Below are 21,464 nucleotides of genomic sequence, written 5' to 3'. Positions count from 1 at the left end.
ATGAAAAAGATATTAACTGTTTTTGGAACAAGACCCGAAGCTATTAAGATGGCACCGCTTGTTCAGGCGCTTGCTGAAGATGATCGCTTTGAGGCTAAAGTATGCGTAACTGCACAGCATCGTGAAATGCTTGACCAAGTTTTAGAATTGTTTGAAATTACACCCGACTATGACCTAAATCTAATGAAGGCAGGTCAAACTTTAAATGATGTGACCTCTCGTATTCTTTTAGGTTTAAAGCCAGTGTTGCAAGAATTTAAGCCAGATGTTGTTTTGGTGCATGGCGATACAGCAACTACATTTGCAGCAAGTCTAGCAGCTTATTATGAGAAAAAACCAGTGGGGCATGTAGAGGCAGGTTTACGCACGGGAGATATTTATTCCCCTTGGCCAGAAGAGGCAAATCGCAGATTAACGGGTTCTTTAACTAAATATCATTTTGCACCTACAGATACCTCCAAGCAAAACTTATTGAAAGAAAACTACTCTGAAAATGATATTCATATTACTGGCAATACCGTAATTGATGCATTATTAAAGGTAGTTGAAAAAATTGAAGTTGATTTAGAGCTTCAAAAAAGTTTAAAGCAACACTATAGTTTTCTTGAAGAATCAAAAGACTTGGTAGTTATAACTGGACATCGTCGTGAAAACTTTGGCAGTGGTTTTGAAAATATCTGTACAGCCATTGCTGAATCAGCAAGGAATAACCCAGATGTTCAATATGTATATCCAGTGCATTTGAATCCAAATGTGCAAGAGCCTGTTAATAGGCTGTTAAACGGATTGAATAATGTGTATTTAATTGATCCTTTAGAGTATCTACCATTTGTAAATTTGATGCGGCTATCAACCGTTATATTAACCGATTCTGGTGGAATACAAGAAGAGGCACCAAGTTTAGGTAAGCCGGTATTGGTGATGCGTGATACTACCGAAAGACCAGAAGCAGTAGAAGCAGGTACAGTAAAACTAGTAGGTACAAATACAGAAATAATAGTTAAATCATTGGCAGAACTACTAAAAAAAGAAGATGAATATCAAAAAATGAGCAAAGCCCATAACCCATATGGGGATGGCACAGCTTGCGCAAATATTTTAAACGTATTAGATAGATGAAGAATTATAAAATATGGCATTTGAAATAATATCAGTAATTGGCTTGGGTTATATTGGCTTACCAACAGCAGCAATGTTTGCATCTTGCAAAAAGAATGTTATCGGTGTTGATGTAAATGAAAATGCGGTTAATATCATCAATCGCGGTGAAATTCATATAGTAGAGCCTGAATTAGATGTTCTTGTACAAAATGCAGTGCGTGATGGATATTTAAAAGCGACTATAACCCCCGAGCCTGCTGATGCATTTATAATTGCAGTACCAACTCCATTTAAACCATGTCCTCGCGGAGTGATTCCAGAGCCAGATTTAAAATATATAGAGGCAGCAGCAAAAAGTATTGCACCTGTATTGAAAAAAGGTGACTTAGTGATTCTTGAATCAACATCTCCAGTAGGTGCGACGGAACAAATGGCCGAATGGATGGCTGAGGCAAGAAAAGATTTAACCTTTCCTCAGCAAAATGGTGAAAAATCAGATATTCGTATTGCTCATTGTCCTGAACGTGTATTGCCTGGGCATGTGGTAAGGGAGTTGGTTGAAAATGACAGAGTAATAGGTGGGTTGACAGCTAAGTGTTCAGAATTAGCGGTAGAACTCTATAAAATATTTGTAAGAGCAGAGTGTGTCATTACAAATGCTCGCACGGCAGAGATGGCAAAATTAACAGAGAATAGCTGTCGTGATGTTCAAATTGCTTTTGCCAATGAACTTTCGATAATTTGTGATGAGCTTGATATAGATGTGTGGGGGCTTATTAGTCTAGCTAATCGCCATCCTCGAATTAATATTCTACAACCCGGTCCTGGCGTTGGGGGGCATTGTATAGCAGTAGACCCTTGGTTTATCGTTTCAAAAACACCTGAGCAAGCTCAGTTAATACACACAGCCAGAAAAGTAAATGATGCGAAGCCAGAATGGGTTATTAATAAAGTAAAAATTGCTATAGCTGATTTTTTACAGGCGAACCCAGATAAAACTTCTAAAGATGTAACAATAGCTTGTTATGGATTAGCTTTTAAACCAGACATAGATGATTTACGTGAAAGCCCTGCATTAGATATAACGAAAATGATATCTGAATTTCATGCTGGGGAGGTACTAGCGGTTGAACCTAATATTTCTGAATTGCCTCAAAGTTTAAAGGGTGTTCAATTATCAACGTTGAGTGAAGCTTTAAAAGCGGGCGATATACATGTTTTATTACTTGACCATAAAGACTTTAAGCTAGTTCGTCCAGAAAATGGCTTGTTAATTGATACGAAAGGGATATGGAGAAAGAAATGAATTCAATTTTGTCGTTAATTGGTCGTACTCAAGAATTGTTTGCAAATGATATATCAAATCACGAAGAAGAATTATGTCAAATAATAGCTAAATCAACTTTCTTGGTGCTGGGTGGGGCTGGCTCTATCGGTCAAGCAGTGACTAAGGAGATATTTAAGCGAAATCCTGAAAAGTTACATGTTGTGGATATTAGTGAAAATAACATGGTTGAGCTGGTGCGTGATATCCGTAGTTCTTTTGGATATATAGAAGGTGATTTTCAAACGTTTGCGTTGGATATCGGTTCAATGGAATATGATGCTTTTATTAAAGCGGATGGACAATATGATTACGTGCTTAATTTGTCAGCATTAAAGCATGTTCGTAGCGAAAAAGATCCGTTTACTCTAATGCGCATGATTGATGTCAACGTTTTTAATACCGATAAAACGATTCAGCAGTCTATTGTATCGGGGGTCAAAAAGTACTTTTGTGTGTCTACAGATAAAGCTGCAAATCCTGTGAATATGATGGGCGCTTCCAAGCGTATTATGGAAATGTTCTTGATGCGTAAGAGTGAGCAAATAGCTATCTCTACTGCTCGCTTTGCTAATGTTGCATTTTCAGATGGATCATTATTGCATGGGTTTAACCAAAGGATTCAGAAAAATCAACCAATAGTAGCTCCAAATGACATAAAACGTTATTTCGTGACACCACAGGAATCGGGTGAGTTGTGTTTGATGTCCTGTATTTTTGGTGAAAATCGTGACATCTTTTTTCCAAAGCTGAGTGAGGCGCTGCACTTGATTTCGTTTGCAGATATTGCAGTCAAATACCTCATACAGCGTGGTTATGTGCCTTATTTATGTGATAGTGAGGATGAAGCACGTGAATTGGCAAAAACTCTCCCTGCAGAAGGTAAATGGCCGTGCTTATTTACTGCTAGTGATACCACAGGGGAGAAGGATTTTGAAGAGTTCTTTACGGATCAGGAGGTTTTAGATATGGAGCGCTTCGAAAATTTTGGGGTTATCAAAAATGATCCAGAGTATGATTTACAGTTACTTTCACTTTTTGAGAAAAGCATTGCAGAAATAAAAGTTAAAAAGGAGTGGACTAAAGAGCAATTAGTCGATTTGTTTTTCAAGATGATTCCAGGGTTTGCTCATAAAGAAACTGGCAAATATCTAGACTCGAAAATGTAGGTAAAGAATGATTGAAAGCTTTATAGAGTTTGTTCGAGATACTTACAAAATAAGTGATTTAATACCTTTGCACGCTCCAACTTTTAATGGTAATGAGAAGGCTTATTTAAATCAAACAATTGATTCTACATTTGTCTCTAGTGTTGGGAAATTTGTTGATGAATTTGAAAATAAAATTGAAGGCTTTACTGGTGCATCTAAAGCGGTTGCTACTGTAAATGGTACTGCAGCCCTGAATGTAGCTTTACATATGGCTGGAGTTGAAAGGGGAGATTTGGTAATAACGCAAGCCCTTACATTTGTTGCTACATGTAATGCTTTGTACCATATGGGAGTTGAGCCAGTTTTTGTTGATGTTTCAAAGATAAGTTTGGGCTTGTGTCCCGCCTCTTTAGAAGTGTGGTTGAACGATAATGCGGATATAAATGATTCTGGTAAATGCATTCATAAATCAACTGGAAAGAGACTTTCTGCAGTTGTTCCAATGCATACTTTTGGACATCCTGTAGAATTAGATGAATTATTGCTTGTATGTGAAAAATGGAATTTGGTTTTAATTGAAGATGCAGCTGAGAGTTTAGGGTCTTTCTATAAAGGTAGGCATACAGGTACATTTGGCAAATTTTCAGCAATAAGTTTTAATGGGAATAAAGTTATTACTACTGGTGGTGGTGGTATGGTTTTGTGTCGTGATGAGCAAGATGGTAAGCGCGTTAAGCACCTAACAACTACAGCAAAAGTTCCTCATCCTTATGAATTTTATCATGATGAGCCAGGATTCAATTATCGTTTGCCAAATTTAAATGCTGCATTAGGTTGCGCTCAAATGGAAGTGTTGGGTGAATTCTTAGCAAAAAAAAGGTTGCTGGCTGATAGTTATCGATCATTTTTTAATAAATTAGACGCAACATTTGTAGTAGAACCAGAATATGCCAAATCAAATTATTGGTTGAACTCTATAATAATTGAAGATAAATCCGAGCGAGACAGGTTTCTGGAAGTTACAAACTCCAATAATATTATGACTCGGCCAGTTTGGAAATTGATGAATACATTACCAGCATTTTCTAATTGTATTCAGGGTAATTTAGATATGTCAATTTCATTAGAAAAATCACTAATAAATTTACCAAGTACTCCAATTATTAAGGTGTGAATATGATTGTAGGTATATTAGGTGGTGGGGTTATGGCTAGAGGGATTTTTTCCTTGTGCTCGATTAACCCAGATATAGAAAAACTGTATATTTGGATTAGAAATAAAGAAAATATAGAAGTCGTAGCTGACAAAGTTAATGGTGATATTAAAAGACTTAGTAGAAAGAAGGAAGTTGATTATGACAGTATTATATCGAAGCTGGTATTCACAGATAGCTTATTAGAATTAAGAGATGTGGATTTATTTATTGAAGCTGTTTCTGAAGATTATGCAGTAAAGTCCGAAGTGATTTCATGCGTCAATAAAGTTGCGAAAAGTGGCTCGATTTTTTCTTCGAATACATCATCTCTCTCAATTACTGCACTATCTATGAGTTTTAAGTATCCAGAAAACTTTATAGGGATGCATTTTTTTAATCCTGTTTCTATGATGAATCTTGTCGAGATTGTTAAGGGGCTTAACACATCACAAGATGTCATAGACCAAATACTAAATCTTTCTATAAGTTTGGATAAAGCCCCTGTTCTGGTAAATGAATCCCCAGGCTTCATTGTTAATAGAATGCTAATTCCCATGATTAATGAAGCAATATCAATTTTAGCTGAAGGTGTTGCTAAAAAAGAAGACATTGACAAGGCGATGAAGCTAGGAGCAAATCACCCTTTAGGACCTCTTTCGTTAGCTGATTTAATTGGTAATGATGTTTGCTTATCAATTATGGAGTCACTCCATGAAGAAACTGGGGATCCCAAGTATCGTGCGCATCCCTTGTTGAGGCGATATGTTAGAGCTGGTTTTTTAGGGCGGAAAGTTAATAAAGGATTTTACAGTTATGCTAAATAATATAGAAATCTTAGATATTGATTCAGCAGACGAATTATCGAAGTATTGGCCTGAAATTTCTGAGTTATTTTATTTGTCGTTTGATAATGAGTTGGATAAAGACCTATGGGATTGGGCATATTTGGAAAATCCTTTGGGCAATCCTAAAGTTTCTTTGGCATTAAAGAATAAAAAGGTTGTAGGTCACTATGCTGTTATTCCAATTAAATTGGTAAAATCAAATTGTAACTTAGATGGGTATTTATCTATGACGACAATGGTTGCACCTGAATTTAGAAAGTTTAAGCTTTTTCAAATACTTGCAGAAAGAGTTTATGAAAGGATTGAACGAATAGGCAGTCCTTCGGTAGTAGTAGGTTTTCCGAATGCAAATTCTTCACCAGGATTTCGTAAAAGATTGGGCTGGACTATTTTAGAAGAATATTCTGTAGTAAGGCTTAATGATGCTCAAATATTACCGGCAAAAGAAATTTTATTGAGAGAAATTGAAAAAGATTCCTTTAAATTAGATTTATCTGATAAATCGATTAGACAGTGGAGAATGAATAAACCGAATCAGTCCTGGGGGATAAATCAAAATTTAGGTTTAAAGGATGGGCAACATGGGTGTGATTTAATGTACGTGGAAAAATTAGAATACTTTGAAAGTACAGTGAAGAATAAGAACGTGAACCTTATATTGCCTAAATTTGGTAATGATTTTGAAGTGGTTTTTAATTATCAATTTGGTTTTCGAGCATTCAATATGGAGAATGTTCCAAGTTTTATGGTTGAAATGGCAATGTCGGATGTATTTTAATGAATATAATAGCATTCACCTCTATTAGATCAGACTATGACTTGATGTCATCCTTATTTACAAAATTAAATGATGATAATGGTATTGACTTAACATTGATTGTAGGAGGAGCACATAATTCACAATCATTTGGTTATACAGCTCAGGACATTGAGGCAGATGGTTTTAATTTTATTCAGATCGAATCCCTGATAGATGGTGATAATGACACGTCAAGAATTAAAAGTGCCTCTATTTTAATGCAATCGTCAATCGATTTAGTGAAATATCTTGAACCAGATTTGATTTTGTATGCAGGTGATAGAGAAGAGGTACTTGTTGCTGGGATGATTGGAGGATATTTAAATATCCCAACTATTCATTTATTCGGCGGTGATCATGCAGAGGATGGTCATATTGATAACCCTGTTCGGCATGCTGCTTCAAAGTTATCAACATATCACTTCGTTAGTGCTGAGCTTCATAAAAAAAGATTAATATCAATAGGGGAGTCTGAGGATAGGATTTTCAATATTGGATCGATTGCTTTAGATAAATTTATTGAAGTACCAATAGACACAAAAATTTTATCAGAAGTATCAGCCAGAGATGTTTCGAAACCAGGGGCGATTTTAATATTTCATCCTGTTGAAGAAGAGAGAGTTATAGGGTCAAAAATAATTGAACAAACTGTAAATGAATTAATAAACTATGGTTATCATGTGTTTATAGGCAAACCAAATTCAGATCATGGTAATGTAGAAATTAGAAATAAGCTAGAAGAGTTGAGTATTCACGATGATGTCAGTTTTTACGGCAACTTACCAAGAGAAAAATTTATTAGACTGTTTAAAGCTTGCAGTCTTATAATTGGAAATTCTTCAGCAGGTATATTAGAGTCGCCCAGTATTCCGGTAGCGAGTATTAATATTGGAAAGCGCCAAAGCAGTAGGTTAAGTGCTGATAATGTCATATTTGTAAATGCAAGTATCAAAGAAATAAGAGCAGCGATTGCGGAGGTGAACAGTGATGAGTTTCGGAGGAATTTAAAACTTACAGTAAATCCTTACGGTGATGGCCAATCGGTTGATAAAGCCTATGAGCTAATTAAAACCCTAGATTTCCAGAGGAATCTATATAAATCTGAAGATCCACTAAAATTGGAAGTGCAGATAAATGAATAAGGTACTTGTTGTAGCTCCGCATCCAGATGATGAAACATTAGGTTGTGGAGGGACTATTCTAAGGCATATCAATGAAGGTGACGAAGTTTACTGGCTTATAATGACTGAAATTTCAGAGTCTATTGGCTTTAGTAGTCAAAAAGTACAATCTAGGAAATTAGAAATTGATAAGGTCTCAATCGAATATCAATTTTCTGGTGTAGAGATTGCAGGGTTTGATTCTATGTCGTTAGATAGGTATCCCAAAGGGGAATTAGTGGCAGCTGTTTCAAAAGTAATAAAAGCAATTAAGCCAAATATTATTTACCTTCCATATAGGTCAGATGCACATTCTGACCATGCAGCTGTATTTGATGCGGTTGCCTCATGTACCAAGTCATTTAGGTATCCTTTTATCTCATCAATTAGAGCGTATGAAACTTTATCTGAGACAGAATTTGGGTTGCGCCCCGAGGATGGGGGATTTAGGCCGAATTTATTCATTAATATTACAGGCTTTAAGAGTAGAAAAATTCAAATCATGAACCTCTATGAGGGTGAGATGGGTAACCACCCTTTCCCTAGAAGTGTTGAAAGTATTGAAGCTCTTGCAACCTTAAGGGGTAGCACTGCAGGTTGTAATGCAGCAGAAGCATTCATGATATTGAGAGAGATTGTATGAGTAATACATTAATAATTGCAGAAGCAGGTGTTAATCATAATGGTGATGAGGGGCTCGCCTTTAAGTTGATTGATGAAGCTCACAAAGCGGGTGCTGATATTGTAAAATTTCAGACTTTCAAAGCGAAGAACTTAGTAACAGCAGAAGCAGGGCAGGCGGATTACCAAGTTAAAAATACACAAAAAAAAGAAACTCAGCTAGAAATGTTGGAGCGATTGGAGCTTTCCTATGAAACCCATCACAAATTAGTTGATTATTGCGCATCTTTAGGTATTGAATTTTTGTCTACTGCATTTGATTCTGAAAGCCTTGATTTCTTGGTAAATGAATTAGGGTTAAACAAGCTAAAAATTCCATCAGGTGAACTTACAAATGCACCCTTGGTATTAGAACATGCACGTACTGGCTGTGAATTAATTGTATCTACGGGTATGGCAACACTGAGCGAAATTGAGATGGCGTTAGGGGTTATCGCCTTTGGCTATACTGCTTCTGCAGCAACTATGCCTTCAATTTTAGAATTTCAGAAGGCTTATGCTTCGGACGCAGGTCAGCAAGCTTTAAAGGATAAGATAACAATTTTACATTGTACTACCGAATACCCTGCACCTGCAGAAGAAATTAATTTAAGAGCAATGGATACATTAGGCCGTGCTTTTGAATTACCCGCTGGTTATTCGGATCATAGTGAAGGTATTGCTATCCCCATCGCGGCGGTTGCTAGAGGTGCTTTGTTAATTGAGAAACACTTTACGCTTGATAAAAATATGGAGGGGCCTGATCATAAGGCATCACTTGATCCCACGGAATTGGCAGCGATGGTTAAGGCGATACGACAAGTTGAAGTTGCGTTGGGTAGTGCTGTAAAAGCACCTACTATATCGGAAGTTAAGAACAAGGCGGTTGCGAGAAAAAGCTTAGTAGCTTCAAAAGCGATTAAGGTTGGTGAGTATTTCACTTCAGAGAACTTGGTTGTTAAGCGGCCGGGCCAAGGAGTATCTCCTTATAAATATTGGGAGATGAAATCTGTCAAAGCCACAAAAGGTTATAAGGCTGGGGATTTGATCAGTGAGTAATTCAGACCTGTTACCCATTGTCATGATTGGTGGTGGGGGGCATTCGGCTGTTCTTGCTGATATTTTACTTAAACAGCAACGTGAGATAATTGCTGTTATTTCTCTTGGGGATATTTCTAATCGGGCTGTATTTTCAGGAATTACGAAATTGTCTTCTGATGAGGAAATCAAGCAATTTGACTCGACAAGAGTTAAATTAGTCAATGGCATTGGCATGATGCCACGTTCTAAATTGAAACAACAAGTTAATGAAACTTATATAGCGCTAGGTTATGAATTTGAAACAGTGATTTCAAATGAGGCTGTGGTTTCTAAATACGCTGATGTAGGAGTTGGTACGCAGATTTTTCCTGGCGCCATTGTTCAGCCAGGAGTTGTGATCGGACCTCATTCAATTGTTAATACGGGAGCTGTGATTGAACATGATTGTCGGATAGGTGCTTATAATCATATAGCGCCGAGAGCAACATTGTGTGGGCAGGTTCAACTACAAGATAATGTTTATGTTGGAGCAGGTGCAACGATTATACAGAGAATAAGGCTTGCCCAAGGATGTGTGGTTGGGGCAGGCTCTACGATATTAAAGAATGTTGCTAGAAATACATTGGTTTATACAGCAGGTCCAAATAAATCTAAGTTGGTTGAGTATGATAAATAATTGGGAAAAGGTAACTGTTCCACCTGATGCAAAAGTCAAAGATGCATTGATTATTATTGATTCTGGAGCTTTACGCGTTGCCTTAGTTGTAGATAGTAATAATGATCTTCTTGGCACTGTAACTGATGGGGATATTCGTAGAGGCCTATTAAAGGGCGTTGGGCTCAATGATGAGGTTCAAGCTGTTATGATGTCTACTCCGGTTACAGCTGCCTTTGGAACAGCTAAAGGCAAACTTATCGAGATAATGAATGAGCTTGATATTCTTTTTATCCCTTTGGTCGAACAGAAAAAATTAGTTGGGCTCGAAACCTTGCATAGCGCCCTCATGGCAAGGACTCAGTACAATAACCCTGTATTTATAATGGCAGGGGGATTTGGAAAACGCCTCCGGCCACTTACGGACAATTGCCCTAAACCAATGTTGGATGTTGGCGGTAGGCCTATGCTGGAAACGATCATTTTACAATTTAAAAAGTATGGATTTAGCAAATTTTACTTATCAACCCATTACCTTCCTCATGTAATCTCTGATCATTTCGGTGATGGCTCTAAATTAGGCGTCAGTATCGAATATGTATATGAAGATAAGCCTTTAGGAACAGGTGGAGCGCTAGGCCTTCTGCCGGAAAATACACCTAAACTGCCTTTGCTTATGATTAATGGGGATGTTTTGACCGGAATTAATTACTCAAAGCTACTCGAGTTTCATGAGCTTGGTGGCGCTAGTGCAACGATGTGTGTTCGTGAATATGAATATCAAGTTCCATATGGAGTAATTGAGGGGGCCGGTGAAAAAGTTGAAAGTATGGTGGAAAAGCCTATACAGCGCTTTTATATTAATGCGGGTGTTTATGTGCTAGACCCTCAAGTTTTTACACAGGTTCAATCTGGTACGAAAATAGACATGCCAGCGTTATTAGAGAGTGAGATTGAAAAAGGGAGCCTTGTGCATAAATATCCAGTGCATGAATATTGGTTGGATATTGGACAGAAGCAGGATTTTGAACGAGCTCAGATTGAAATAAAATCTATGGGGCTAGTGTAATGGAGTATTGTTTTGCAGTTATTGGTTTGGGTAGTATTGCTAAGCGCCATCGTTCAAATTTAAAAAAACTTTACCCTAGGAGTAAAGTGTTTGCCATATCGTCTAGTGGGAGAGTTCCCCAGGAGGTTGTTATAGATGCTGATATCATTTGTGATTCTTTTGATGATTTAATACAAGCTTCCCCTAATATGGTTATTGTAGCCTCACCAGCTCCATTTCACCTAGAGCATGTCAAAAAACTGCTAATGAAGAATATACCTCTAATTATTGAGAAGCCGATTACAAGTAAAGTTGAAGATGCTCTGGAGCTACAGGAGTTGGTAAATAATGCTGGAGTAAGCGTTATAGTGGGTTATTGTCTTCGTTATTTATCGTCAGCGATAAAAATTAAGCAGCTAATAGATGAGAATGTTTTGGGTACAGTTCATAGTTGCATTGCAAATGTTGGTCAGTACCTCCCTGACTGGCGCCCTCAAATTGATTATAGGGTATCGGTTTCTGCAAGAGAGGAATTGGGTGGTGGTGTTTTGTTGGAGCTCAGCCATGAATTTGATTATATACAATGGCTATTAGGGGATCTAAGTTTTGAGTCTGGAATTCTCCAAACTTCGCCAGCACTTAATACTAGTGTTGAGGTTGTAGCTGATTTGATTTTAAGAACAAGTCAAGATGTTGCCTGTAGTCTTCATTTAGATTTTTTACAGCGCGAACCACATAGAGTGTGTTCATTTATAGGAGAAAAGGGGCGTCTAGACTGGGATTTAATTGCGAATTCTATAGAACTGAGGGATAGCGATGGAATTCAGGTTCTTTTTAATGAACCTGATTGGGACAAAAATCTAATGTACTGTAATATGGTTCAAGATTTCATGAATGAGGCTGGTAAAAAAAAGGTATCAGGGACAACGTTAAGCGAAGCCGTAAAAACGCTTGAATTGATTAATACTATTAAGCAAAGAGCAACTTGGATAGATAAAAAATGATTGTAAATGCTTTTATTTTTGCACGGGGAGGCTCTAAAGGGTTGCCCAGAAAAAATGTAAAAAAACTTAATGGAAAACCTCTGATCGTATATTCAATTGAAAGTGCTAAGGCGACTTCTGAAATAAATGAAATTTTTGTTTCAACGGATGATGCTGAAATTGCTAATATTGCAAAGGACGCGGGTGCAACTATCATTGAACGCCCTAGCGAATTAGCTGGTGATACCAGTTCAGAATGGCTAGCTTGGAGACATGCAATAACGTGGGTTAATGAAAATAGGGGGACGTTCGAGTATTTCGTCAGTCTACCGCCTACAGCTCCCCTTCGGTCGATAGGAGATGTAAGTGATATTATAAAAGAAGTGGTTGGCAATGAGATTGATATAGCTATCACAATTGAGAAAGCTACTCGTAGCCCTTTTTTCAATATGGTTAAAAAGAAAGAAAATGGAATGTTCGAACTTGTGATTAAGCCCGAAGAGACTGTAATTCGTCGCCAAGATGCACCTGAATGTTTTGATATAACAACTGTGGCATATGCAACAACGCCGGAGTTTGTGTTAAAAAATAATGGTATTTTTGATGGGCGAGTCGGTGCGGTAGAGGTCCCTAAGGAAAGAGCGGTTGATATTGACGATATCTATGATTTTATGCTGGCTGAGTCAATTTTAAAGATAAATGTGGGGGCTCAATGTTAGCCGGGAAAAAAATACTGGTTGCTGGTGCTGGTGGACTTCTTGGTTCAAAGTTATGTAAAGCGCTTCTTGAGCAAAATGCTGAAGTTGTTGCGATTGATATTAACCCGGAAGTAGTGCTTAAAAAACTGTCAGAACAATCAATAGATGTAAAAAATAGCAATATTCAGAGTATCGCCTTGGATATGAATGATGAACCAAAAGTTCAAGCTTTTTTTGAAGGCCTTTCAGGTCTTGATGGTGTTGTTAACAGCATGTACCCAAGAAATAAGCAATACGGCTCCCGTTTTGAAGAAGTTAGCTTGGAAAGCTTTAATCAAAATACTTCGCTGAATATTGGCAGTACCTTTCTTTTGTTAAAGAGATGTGTTGCTTATTTTAGGAAGCATCAAAGCCCTATATCGGTAGTCAATATATCATCAATTTATGGTATGGTCGCACCAGATTTCTCAATCTATGATGAAACGAACATGACGATGCCAGTTGAGTACGCTGCAATAAAAGCAGCGCAGCAGCATCTGACTCGATATGTAGTTAACTACGTTAAAAATAGTCGTTTTAGAGTCAACTCAGTATGTCCGGGTGGGTTATACGATGCACAGCCAGAACCATTTCTAGAAGCATACAGAAATAAAACCCATGGCACTGGGATGCTAGACCCTGGTGATATTAATGGTTCTGTTATCTATTTGCTTTCAGATTTATCGAAGTATGTAACAGGACAGCAGATCATTGTTGATGATGGTTTTACACTTTAGCAGGATATTAACGTGGCAAATATTTTAATAGTTGGTGCTGGGCAGTTGGGCAGCAGGCATCTCCAGTCTTTGGCCTCTCTGGATAAACAAAATAATATATTTGTTGTTGATCCTTCTCAAGATGCTTTGGAAGTGGCGAAAAGCAGATATTCGCAGGTATCTTCTGTAGAAAGCCCCGTAGATGTTATTTATCAGTCAGGGTATGAAGGAATACCCTATAAGATTGATGTGTGCATTGTTGCTACAAATGCGGCACACCGTTTTACCGTTATTAAAGAAATCACTAAGTGGTTCGAATTTCGGTTCTTGGTTCTTGAAAAAGTACTTTTTCAGAATACCGAAGAGTTGTATCTAGCTCAGCAACTATTAAAAGAAAATAATATACCTACTTGGGTTAACTGCCCAAGACGAATGTTTTCGGTCTATCAATCACTAAAAACACGTGTGGAAGGAAGTCACCAATTAAAGTTTAGGGTTGAGGGGGCTGAATGGGGTTTAGCTTGTAATTCAATTCATTTTATAGATCTGTGGGCGTTTTTGGTTGCCCAGAGCGATTACAGGATTGACTTAGCTGAATTAGATGAGAAAATTTTTCCTAGTAAGCGGCCAGGGTATTCTGAAGTTTATGGCACTATTTCAGGTGGGATAGAAAATTTTACATTTAGCTTAACTTGCGATTTACTGCAAGAGGGTGGATCTGCTATTCCTCTGGTTATAACTATTGAAACAGATGAAGCTATAATGGAGCTTAATGAAGCAGAACAGCAATTTAAAATACTTGATTTAGATGGAAATCAAGTAGAGGTAATAGACTTCAAAGTAAGGTTTCAAAGTGAAATGTCAAGCGAGGTTGTTGAGATGCTATTAAAAAAAGGCGATTGCAATTTAACGCCGTTTAATGAATCACTTCAACTTCACTCTCCATTTTTAAATGCAATGCTTGAATTCTTTAATAAGCATTCAGATTCTGCACTATCTAAGTGCCCAATCACATAGGTTGTACAATGATTTTTTTAATTGGCACGGGCCAAATGGCTATTGATTACATACATGTACTGCAAGATAAAGAGCTTAATTTTGTTGTTGTAGGAAGAGGGGTGAAGTCAGCGGCTGCATTTCAGGAAAAAACATCTATAGAACCTGTGACTGGTGGTATTGAAAAATTTATACAAGAGACTAGGTTTTCGCAAGGTGATAGTGCCATTATTGCGACAGGTGTTGAACAGCTAAAAACCTGTTGTGATCAATTGATGGCAGCAGGGGTCCAAAAAATATTAGTTGAAAAACCAGCAGGCTTGGATTTAAAAGAAATAGAATCGCTTGCTGAGAATGCATCAAAGGCTGGTTGCAAAATTTATGTTGCTTATAATCGCAGGTTTTACGCAAGTGTATTAAAAGCAATAGAATTGATAGAGGAAGACGGCGGTGTGGAATCGTTTAACTTTGAAATTACTGAATGGGGGCATGTCATTGAACCTCTTGAAAAGTTAAGTGCAGTTAAGCAAAACTGGTTTCTTGGTAACACCTCTCACGTTGTGGATATGGCCTTCTACTTAGGTGGCGCACCTAAAGAACTGTCAGTTTTTTCAAAAGGAGGCCGTGACTGGCATAGCCGATCATATGTTTTTGCAGGTGCCGGTGAGTCTGAAAAAGGGGCTCTGTTCAGTTATCATGGCCATTGGGGGGCGCCGGGTCGTTGGAGTGTTGAGGTTTTAACAAGTAAAAGAAGGTTTATTTTCAGGCCGCTTGAAAAGCTTCAAGTACAGGAACTTGGATCGGTTCAAGTTGACTTTATTGAAATAGATGATGAATTCGATAAAGCGTTCAAGCCTGGATTAAAGAGTCAGGTTGAAGCATTTATTGCAGGTGATAATGCTAATTTGTGCAATATACATGAACATGTTGTAAACAGTAAGTTTTATGCTGAGATGGCCGGATACTCTAGTGTTTAGCCGTTTGTTAAATAAGCTTGGCCCCGGAGCTGCGCTATTTGCCGTAATCACATACTTTGAATTTGCGGTTGTTGCATTAATTAGTCTTTATTATACATACTCTGCATCTGAACATGTGCTTGCAAGCTCTTCTGTTACGTTCTTAATAATATCTTACGGTATGTACCTGGCCCTCGGAATACATAATGGTGTTCTGAGGGATACTGCAATTGAAGGTGATGAACAAAAGCGCGCTCGGCTATTGGCCTTCGAAATACTGTTTTCAGTTTTACTGGCTGCAGTAATGTTTATAAGCTCCTTTATCGTTTCTGATCTTTGGTGGTGTTACGGGTTACTTGTTGCATCTGCAAATCAACTTAAGACAGGGGCTTATACTATTTTTAGAATCAGTAAAAATGATCGTTGGCTTAATGTTGTGAAAGCGGCATGGGTTTTTATGTTTTGTGTGTCTTTCTTTCTCTGTGCTAACTTTAAAGACATAGAAACCGCATTTTTTGCGTCATGGTGCTTCTCATTATATATAGTTATGTTGCCCGCATTATTTTTTGGGTTTTATAAATATAAGAAAGAAATTAAGGTGCCTGTAACAAATACGCAATTGTTATTGATGGCGCCGGGTTTAATTAAATCATCAGGTTATATTTTTCTGGCGATGCTAGGTGTAACTGGCTTTGTTACTTTTGATCGCTTGTGGCTTAATACAATTGATTTAAAGGATGATAAAATATTAGCCCAGTTTCAGTTCTTTGATGTATGGACTAATATTTTTTTTCTGGGAGTTTCAACGATAATTTTTTATTTCACGCCGGACTTGCTAAAAAGCTACTCGCTTGATGAGGGTAGGGGCAAATTATTGGACAGCGTCTCTCGTGCATCAAAAGTTATTACAGTTCTTGCATTGCTTTTTATAGTTTTCTCTTTGCCAGTACTATATCTAATAGAACGATATTCTACATCAGGGATTGTCGTGTTAGCCTCAATGACGGCCTTGAAATCTTTGCTGCTTATTATCGGTTTTTTTGGAAACTATCTTATAGCAAATCACAAAGAGCGCTTAATTGTTATGTTGTACTTTTCTTTTTTACTGCTATTGATGATTGGCGCCAGTTTTTTATTTCCTAGCGTTGAATTGATTTATATTCCTACGTTTGTAGCTGTTTCTCTAATGTTACTGCTGTTTCTTTTTAAATTTTTGTTGGTTAAGGGTAAGTTTTGAGGAAAGTTTTGTTTGTTACTGACTCTCTTGGTTCACCAAGAGTTCACCCAGAAAAGATTACTGATGAAGAGAGTTGGGTCTACAGCGTTATGGACCGCATTGGCTCTGATTGTAAGTTTAGAATATTCATAAAGCCGGGGCTGGATACTAATCAATTAAAAGTTGATGCAGACAGCTACTTAAGTGCATATAAAGAAATTGATGTTGTGATTTTGCAGGTTGGTATTGTTGATTGTTATCCAAGAGCAATTAAAAAAACGGAGCTATCAGTTATTCTGAGGCTGCCAAAATTACTGTCAGGCCTAATTCATAAATTTGTAAGGCGTAATTATCGAACGCTGGTTGAGTACAGAAATATTCGGTATGTGGCAGTTCAGGAATTCGAAGAGAATTTAGTTGCCTTTAAACAATTATTTTCAAATTCAAAATTTTTGGTTGTACCAATAGCTCCAGCGAGTAGTCCTTGGAAAGAGAAAAACCCTAAAGTAGGTCTGTCCATTGATTTATATAACTCAAAATTAAAAAAAGTATTTGGCAGTGATTTTGAAGAAGCTTGTTATCTGAATTGTGATGAGAACGAAATATACCAAAGTGACAATCACCACTTGAACTCAAATGGGCATAATACAGTTTCTGAATATGTGTTAAATAGACTTAGAACTATATTTACAGTTTAAAGAGTGTTTTTTTACTTCTCAATGAAGTTGTAGTGATTCCAAGCTTTGATTGTAAAAACTTGTTATTAGGTAAGGTAGACTTGTGAATAGTAAGGCTATATATCAAGGTGGTGTTATAGGGCTAAATAGAGACGACCTGCTTATAAATGGCGTCGGGTATATTGTTGCATGCTTGTTTCTTATAGTTGCTTTTTTGCTTGGGTTTCCAATTCAGTTCCTTACAATTGCCTTTATGACTTTGACCTACTTGGTTTTCAGACCAAAGCAGTTTTTTCACCCAAATAATGTGGTTTTTGGCTTTTACTTTCTATATGTTGTACTGCCTTCAACGATTGATTACTTTCTAAATGACAATGCGTTATGGGGAGGGGTTGGCTCACAAACACATGGTCATTATTTATTGACGTTCTCTTTATATTTCCTCTTTATAGGCTCAATTACTTGGTTTCTAAAGAAAGCTTTTCCGATTAGTGCGCGCAATGTGGGTGAGTGTGATCAATATTTTAAGAAGCGCTTTAAATACGAAACCACTTTTTTATTAGTGCTTTTACTTTTTTTATATTCACTGATATATGTTTATCTCTATAAAACTGGGGGTTTAAGTAGTTGGATATATGACTATAAAAAGGTGTATCTGTTAGGCCGGAAAGATGTGGGTCATATATCGCTATTGCTATCAGTTTATTCTAATTTTGTAGTATTTGTCCTTGGCTTGGTTTTTGTGTCTAAAAAACGAGGAGTAAGTAGATTGGTGTTTTTCTTGATAATATTTATTTGGGTTATGATACCTGTTGCATTCCTCTTTGGCTTGAAAAGTCGATTGATCGTTTTGTTGATTATTTTCTTTATTCCATTTTTATTGAAAATAGAATTGAGCTTTAGGAAAGGTTTATGGCTATTCGTAACCTTTATTGCTTTGTTTTTCATTGGGAATTACATTCGTAGTGACGGTTATTATTCAGACTTCTCTATGTTTGTAGGATATTTGCCAAGCTACTTTAATTCTTATATTCTCCATGATATGTTAATTAAGGATTTTAGTCCTGACTACTTTACTACTATACAATGGACATTCAAGAAAATATTGGATTTTCTTGATATTGATAATGGATTTGAATTTGCCGCAATGAGTAACTGGCTGACATCCGTTTATTTTCCAAAACAATGGTACGATTTTTCAGCGACTCAACAATGGCCAATAGAGAGTGAGATCTATTTGAATTATGGCGGGACGGTTTTGATGGTAGCCCCGATCTTTATTTATTCATTTTATATTAGTGTTGTGTATTTCTTGGCGTGTGAGCGGAAGTATATCCCACTACTATTTCTTTATACTTACGAATTTTTCAGGTTTTTTGGTTCATTTAGAGGGTCTATGCTGGAGTGGCAGTTATGGGTTTATCTCCCCATGTATCTGTTTCTTGCCTTAATGTTGCTTTTTGTGCTGAAGCGGCGGTGTATATAGATGAAGCTTTTTGAGGTAATAGCAAATGCCTACGAGAATGAGGCATATATGGATATTCAATCTTTGCAATTGATACCTGAAAATAAACGCCCCGATGGCAAGGGAATAATATATAGACCCTTTAAGACTTATCAGTATTCTGGTGTTAAAGGTGCTGTTTTAAGGCTTGGAATATCAACATTCAAATACTTTGGATTCGTACATTCGCTTCTAATTAACACGCTGTTATTCATTCGATCTATACCTGGAAAAAAACATAATGTAAATAAGAATCAGGTGTTTGCATTTCATTCTAATGATCATGGTAAATCTCACTTGTTAATTGAAGGTGCCTTGAAAGATGTCGATATGCATATGAGTACTTCCAGGTCGACAGCTAGCTTATCAGTTGACCAAACACTTTCATTGGTGGAAAAAGTTAAAGCTTACTTTTTGACGATAGCATTCCTTGTTTCATGTCTGCTCTTTCCAAGAAAGCTGTCTAGAGGAGTCATGCTTGTTAACTCGGTAGATGCTTACACGCTGATATGCTTTTATAAATCCCTTATGAAATTAGGAGGTAGTAACGCTAAGCTAATTATGACAAATCACTATGACAGGTGGGTCTATGTTGCCAGTCAGCAGCGTTTGCTAAATGGGTTGGAGCTATCAATTGTGCAGCATGGTTTTTTGAATCAGTATTATAAATTGCCGAATATATGCGGGACGCTAAGTAACTTATATATAATGGACCAAAAATTTAAGCCGCAGTTTGAACGATATTTCTCTGCCATCGCCAATACCAAGGTGTTCAAGTCTCAGTTGGACTTTGTTGAATTAACCAAAGGGCGTAGTATTTTGCTTATCTCTTCAGGGCAAACAATCGATGAAGAGCAGGAAGTTTTAAAAAAATTGTCAAGTCTTGTTTCTGATGATGTGTTGTTGATCTACAAAAGGCATCCACTTTATAAGTATCCACAAATTAAACTTAAAAATTTGGTTTTCTTTGAAGAGCCCAAGGGGGTCCCTTTAGCTGATGTAGTTATATGTGGGGAGTCATTCTTGGGATATGAGTATGCTTCTAATGGTATGGTTGTGTCACCTCTGAAGGAGTATGAGGAAGTAATAAATAGATTGAAGCTTAATGGATAGCTATGAAATATTATACCGGAGAGTTATTGTCAAATGGTGTTGCGAACTTAGGTGCAGCTAAAATGGTCTTCACCAGATGTGTAGATAATGGTGAGCTGAATTCACTTTTGAATTCGGTTTGTTGGTTTTAATACCTGTTTGTGAGTGGCTTAATTTAACTAGTCGTGGTTTTGGCTAGATTTTGTATAAGAAGCTAATTTTTGTATACCCTTATAGTATGGGTTTTATTATTTTATGGTGGCAAGTTATTTCTAAGCTCGATAGTGAGGAGAAGGTTGTGTAAACGAAGCGAGTCTTTTACTTTTGCGTGGGTTATTTATTTATAACTATATTTTTGAGGTAAAGAATTGAACTTATTAAAAGGCTTACTACTCCTTTGGATGTTGCTTCTCGTCGCATGCACGCAATTAGGTGAACTTGAGCGAGCTGAAGAATTAGCTGGTGAAATATTCATTGGAGAGGTTTCAGTAACCGACAAAGATTTTGCAAGAAAGATATCCCCAACTTTATTTGTAGAAGGCGATTATATTGTTATCTGTTGGGAGCAGGGTAATATAGAGTTGGGTCAAAATGCAATTTACTGTGCGGAATCTAGTGATGATGGTTTAAGTTTCTCAACGAAAGGATTGCCAGTTTTCAGTAAGCCTGGATGGAGGTTGTTCCCTAATAAAGTTTGGACTCAAGGTGATCAATTGGTATTGCAGGTTGTTGAAATTGATCTGCAGGTATTTGATCAATATGATGCTACTTTAGGTGAGTTTTTTGGCGATTCAAGTAATGATCATGTGTTTTACCGAAAAATCTATCTTAATAAGAATAGTTTGCAGCTTGAAAAGATTGGTGAAATTGAGTGGCAGGTATTCTATGGGTCACCGATGGTGAATATTGTTACCTCTGATGGCACTCAAATACTCCCTGCTTATGAGTATAATAGAGATTTTAGCTCCAAGAATAAAATTGAAATTTTTATTTATGTGAAAAATAGGGAAGGAGTTGTTAGTAAGATAGAAATACCTAATAGTACAGGTGTTAAATTGGCTGAGCCAAGCGTTGTTGAGATTTCGCCCAATAGATTATGGTGCTTCGCCAGATCGTTTGGAACGGGATATATATACTATTCAGAGTCGTTTGATGGAGGTTCGACATGGTCTGATTTTACTCCGACAAGTATTACCTCGCCTTCATCTATTAGTAAGTTAATTAAAGATGAATATGGTCGCGTCTATTTGATTTACAATAATATCTTTAGTCTCAGTCAGGGACCAAGAAATTCATTGGATTTAGCAAAACTAAATGAAAATATGGAGATAGAGCAGGAAATCAACTTGCTCTACAGTACAGAGGATTTTTTTAGTAATTTTCAGGTCACTGTTAATAGTGATGAATTTTACATAGTATTCCAGCAATTGGATCGTATTCGTGAAGATGGTCTGCAGTTAGATGCGATAAAGCTTTTAAAGCTTAAATAGTTTAAAATACCTGTTACTCCTCATATGAATAGCAATTCATAAAAGCTTTCGGTGTTTATTTACTACATCCGATGCTTTGAGTTGATTTTTTAATAGTGTGTTTTTGGAAGTATGTCTG

The 21,464-nt window shown here is 37.0% G+C and carries 21 protein-coding genes; all 21 read left to right on the top strand.

Annotated elements, in window-relative coordinates; all coding sequences use genetic code 11:
* Window positions 1-1,119 carry a non-hydrolyzing UDP-N-acetylglucosamine 2-epimerase gene (wecB, locus tag ABWV45_RS02965; protein ID WP_353348512.1) on the top strand — a complete coding sequence of 373 codons (1,119 nt, stop codon included), beginning with the start codon at window positions 1-3 and terminating at the stop codon, window positions 1,117-1,119.
* Between the two features lie 13 nt (window positions 1,120-1,132).
* Window positions 1,133-2,407: a UDP-N-acetyl-D-mannosamine dehydrogenase gene (gene wecC / locus ABWV45_RS02960; RefSeq protein ID WP_353348510.1), complete on the top strand. Its 1,275-nt coding sequence runs from the start codon at window positions 1,133-1,135 to the stop codon at window positions 2,405-2,407.
* The gene (locus tag ABWV45_RS02955) at window positions 2,404-3,594 is read left to right on the top strand and encodes a UDP-N-acetylglucosamine 4,6-dehydratase (RefSeq protein WP_353348508.1); all 1,191 of its coding nucleotides are present in this window, start codon (window positions 2,404-2,406) and stop codon (window positions 3,592-3,594) included. The genes wecC and ABWV45_RS02955 overlap by 4 nt, the downstream gene beginning before the upstream one ends.
* Window positions 3,595-3,601: 7 nt before the next feature.
* Entirely contained in the window at window positions 3,602-4,750 is a 1,149-nt protein-coding gene (locus ABWV45_RS02950) for a LegC family aminotransferase (RefSeq protein WP_353348506.1), read from the top strand.
* A 2-nt stretch (window positions 4,751-4,752) separates the two neighbouring features.
* Entirely contained in the window at window positions 4,753-5,595 is an 843-nt protein-coding gene (locus ABWV45_RS02945) for a 3-hydroxyacyl-CoA dehydrogenase NAD-binding domain-containing protein (RefSeq protein ID WP_353348504.1), read from the top strand.
* The gene (locus tag ABWV45_RS02940; RefSeq protein WP_353348502.1) at window positions 5,585-6,394 is read left to right on the top strand and encodes a GNAT family N-acetyltransferase; all 810 of its coding nucleotides are present in this window, start codon (window positions 5,585-5,587) and stop codon (window positions 6,392-6,394) included. Before ABWV45_RS02945 ends, ABWV45_RS02940 begins: the two co-directional genes overlap by 11 nt.
* Window positions 6,394-7,557 (top strand): UDP-N-acetylglucosamine 2-epimerase, encoded by a 1,164-nt coding sequence (neuC, locus tag ABWV45_RS02935; RefSeq protein WP_353348500.1) that lies wholly within the window; start codon window positions 6,394-6,396, stop codon window positions 7,555-7,557. The genes ABWV45_RS02940 and neuC overlap by 1 nt, the downstream gene beginning before the upstream one ends.
* On the top strand, window positions 7,550-8,218 hold the full coding sequence (locus ABWV45_RS02930; RefSeq protein ID WP_353348498.1) for a PIG-L deacetylase family protein: 669 nt from the start codon (window positions 7,550-7,552) through the stop codon (window positions 8,216-8,218). Before neuC ends, ABWV45_RS02930 begins: the two co-directional genes overlap by 8 nt.
* Window positions 8,215-9,294 carry an N-acetylneuraminate synthase gene (gene neuB, locus ABWV45_RS02925; RefSeq protein WP_353348496.1) on the top strand — a complete coding sequence of 360 codons (1,080 nt, stop codon included), beginning with the start codon at window positions 8,215-8,217 and terminating at the stop codon, window positions 9,292-9,294. Before ABWV45_RS02930 ends, neuB begins: the two co-directional genes overlap by 4 nt.
* The gene (locus ABWV45_RS02920; protein ID WP_353348494.1) at window positions 9,287-9,952 is read left to right on the top strand and encodes an acetyltransferase; all 666 of its coding nucleotides are present in this window, start codon (window positions 9,287-9,289) and stop codon (window positions 9,950-9,952) included. Before neuB ends, ABWV45_RS02920 begins: the two co-directional genes overlap by 8 nt.
* Window positions 9,942-11,000: a nucleotidyltransferase family protein gene (locus ABWV45_RS02915; protein WP_353348492.1), complete on the top strand. Its 1,059-nt coding sequence runs from the start codon at window positions 9,942-9,944 to the stop codon at window positions 10,998-11,000. The genes ABWV45_RS02920 and ABWV45_RS02915 overlap by 11 nt, the downstream gene beginning before the upstream one ends.
* On the top strand, window positions 11,000-11,983 hold the full coding sequence (locus tag ABWV45_RS02910; protein ID WP_353348490.1) for a Gfo/Idh/MocA family protein: 984 nt from the start codon (window positions 11,000-11,002) through the stop codon (window positions 11,981-11,983). Before ABWV45_RS02915 ends, ABWV45_RS02910 begins: the two co-directional genes overlap by 1 nt.
* Window positions 11,980-12,681, top strand: a complete 702-nt coding sequence (locus tag ABWV45_RS02905) for an acylneuraminate cytidylyltransferase family protein (RefSeq protein ID WP_353348488.1) — start codon at window positions 11,980-11,982, stop codon at window positions 12,679-12,681. The genes ABWV45_RS02910 and ABWV45_RS02905 overlap by 4 nt, the downstream gene beginning before the upstream one ends.
* Window positions 12,675-13,436, top strand: coding sequence for an oxidoreductase (locus ABWV45_RS02900; RefSeq protein WP_353348486.1), 762 nt, complete (start codon window positions 12,675-12,677; stop codon window positions 13,434-13,436). Before ABWV45_RS02905 ends, ABWV45_RS02900 begins: the two co-directional genes overlap by 7 nt.
* Window positions 13,437-13,448: 12 nt before the next feature.
* On the top strand, window positions 13,449-14,432 hold the full coding sequence (locus ABWV45_RS02895) for a Gfo/Idh/MocA family oxidoreductase (protein WP_353348484.1): 984 nt from the start codon (window positions 13,449-13,451) through the stop codon (window positions 14,430-14,432).
* Between the two features lie 8 nt (window positions 14,433-14,440).
* Window positions 14,441-15,388, top strand: coding sequence for a Gfo/Idh/MocA family protein (locus ABWV45_RS02890; RefSeq protein ID WP_353348482.1), 948 nt, complete (start codon window positions 14,441-14,443; stop codon window positions 15,386-15,388).
* Entirely contained in the window at window positions 15,381-16,604 is a 1,224-nt protein-coding gene (locus tag ABWV45_RS02885; RefSeq protein ID WP_353348480.1) for a hypothetical protein, read from the top strand. Before ABWV45_RS02890 ends, ABWV45_RS02885 begins: the two co-directional genes overlap by 8 nt.
* Window positions 16,605-16,612: 8 nt before the next feature.
* Window positions 16,613-17,281 carry a hypothetical protein gene (locus ABWV45_RS02880; protein ID WP_353348478.1) on the top strand — a complete coding sequence of 223 codons (669 nt, stop codon included), beginning with the start codon at window positions 16,613-16,615 and terminating at the stop codon, window positions 17,279-17,281.
* Window positions 17,282-17,363: 82 nt separating this feature from the next.
* Window positions 17,364-18,746: a hypothetical protein gene (locus tag ABWV45_RS02875; protein ID WP_353348476.1), complete on the top strand. Its 1,383-nt coding sequence runs from the start codon at window positions 17,364-17,366 to the stop codon at window positions 18,744-18,746.
* Between the two features lie 48 nt (window positions 18,747-18,794).
* The gene (locus tag ABWV45_RS02870; protein ID WP_353348474.1) at window positions 18,795-19,877 is read left to right on the top strand and encodes a hypothetical protein; all 1,083 of its coding nucleotides are present in this window, start codon (window positions 18,795-18,797) and stop codon (window positions 19,875-19,877) included.
* A gap of 347 nt (window positions 19,878-20,224) precedes the next feature.
* A complete protein-coding gene (locus ABWV45_RS02865) occupies window positions 20,225-21,346 on the top strand; it encodes a sialidase family protein (protein WP_353348472.1) in 1,122 nt (373 codons plus the stop codon).
* Window positions 21,347-21,464: the final 118 nt, after the last annotated feature.

Source organism: Oceaniserpentilla sp. 4NH20-0058, from assembly GCF_040371755.1.
Lineage (GTDB): Bacteria > Pseudomonadota > Gammaproteobacteria > Pseudomonadales > Oceanobacteraceae > Bermanella.
This window is presented reverse-complemented; position numbering and strand designations above follow the sequence as displayed.

What these genes read in the sequence shown, in the direction of transcription:
- wecB (WP_353348512.1), top strand. Translation starts at nt 1, where the DNA reads ATGAAAAAGATATTAACTGTTTTTGGAACAAGACCCGAAGCTATTAAG.
- wecC (WP_353348510.1), top strand. Translation starts at nt 1,133, where the DNA reads ATGGCATTTGAAATAATATCAGTAATTGGCTTGGGTTATATTGGCTTA.
- ABWV45_RS02955 (WP_353348508.1), top strand. Translation starts at nt 2,404, where the DNA reads ATGAATTCAATTTTGTCGTTAATTGGTCGTACTCAAGAATTGTTTGCA.
- ABWV45_RS02950 (WP_353348506.1), top strand. Translation starts at nt 3,602, where the DNA reads ATGATTGAAAGCTTTATAGAGTTTGTTCGAGATACTTACAAAATAAGT.
- ABWV45_RS02945 (WP_353348504.1), top strand. Translation starts at nt 4,753, where the DNA reads ATGATTGTAGGTATATTAGGTGGTGGGGTTATGGCTAGAGGGATTTTT.
- ABWV45_RS02940 (WP_353348502.1), top strand. Translation starts at nt 5,585, where the DNA reads ATGCTAAATAATATAGAAATCTTAGATATTGATTCAGCAGACGAATTA.
- neuC (WP_353348500.1), top strand. Translation starts at nt 6,394, where the DNA reads ATGAATATAATAGCATTCACCTCTATTAGATCAGACTATGACTTGATG.
- ABWV45_RS02930 (WP_353348498.1), top strand. Translation starts at nt 7,550, where the DNA reads ATGAATAAGGTACTTGTTGTAGCTCCGCATCCAGATGATGAAACATTA.
- neuB (WP_353348496.1), top strand. Translation starts at nt 8,215, where the DNA reads ATGAGTAATACATTAATAATTGCAGAAGCAGGTGTTAATCATAATGGT.
- ABWV45_RS02915 (WP_353348492.1), top strand. Translation starts at nt 9,942, where the DNA reads ATGATAAATAATTGGGAAAAGGTAACTGTTCCACCTGATGCAAAAGTC.
- ABWV45_RS02910 (WP_353348490.1), top strand. Translation starts at nt 11,000, where the DNA reads ATGGAGTATTGTTTTGCAGTTATTGGTTTGGGTAGTATTGCTAAGCGC.
- ABWV45_RS02905 (WP_353348488.1), top strand. Translation starts at nt 11,980, where the DNA reads ATGATTGTAAATGCTTTTATTTTTGCACGGGGAGGCTCTAAAGGGTTG.
- ABWV45_RS02900 (WP_353348486.1), top strand. Translation starts at nt 12,675, where the DNA reads ATGTTAGCCGGGAAAAAAATACTGGTTGCTGGTGCTGGTGGACTTCTT.
- ABWV45_RS02890 (WP_353348482.1), top strand. Translation starts at nt 14,441, where the DNA reads ATGATTTTTTTAATTGGCACGGGCCAAATGGCTATTGATTACATACAT.
- ABWV45_RS02870 (WP_353348474.1), top strand. Translation starts at nt 18,795, where the DNA reads ATGGATATTCAATCTTTGCAATTGATACCTGAAAATAAACGCCCCGAT.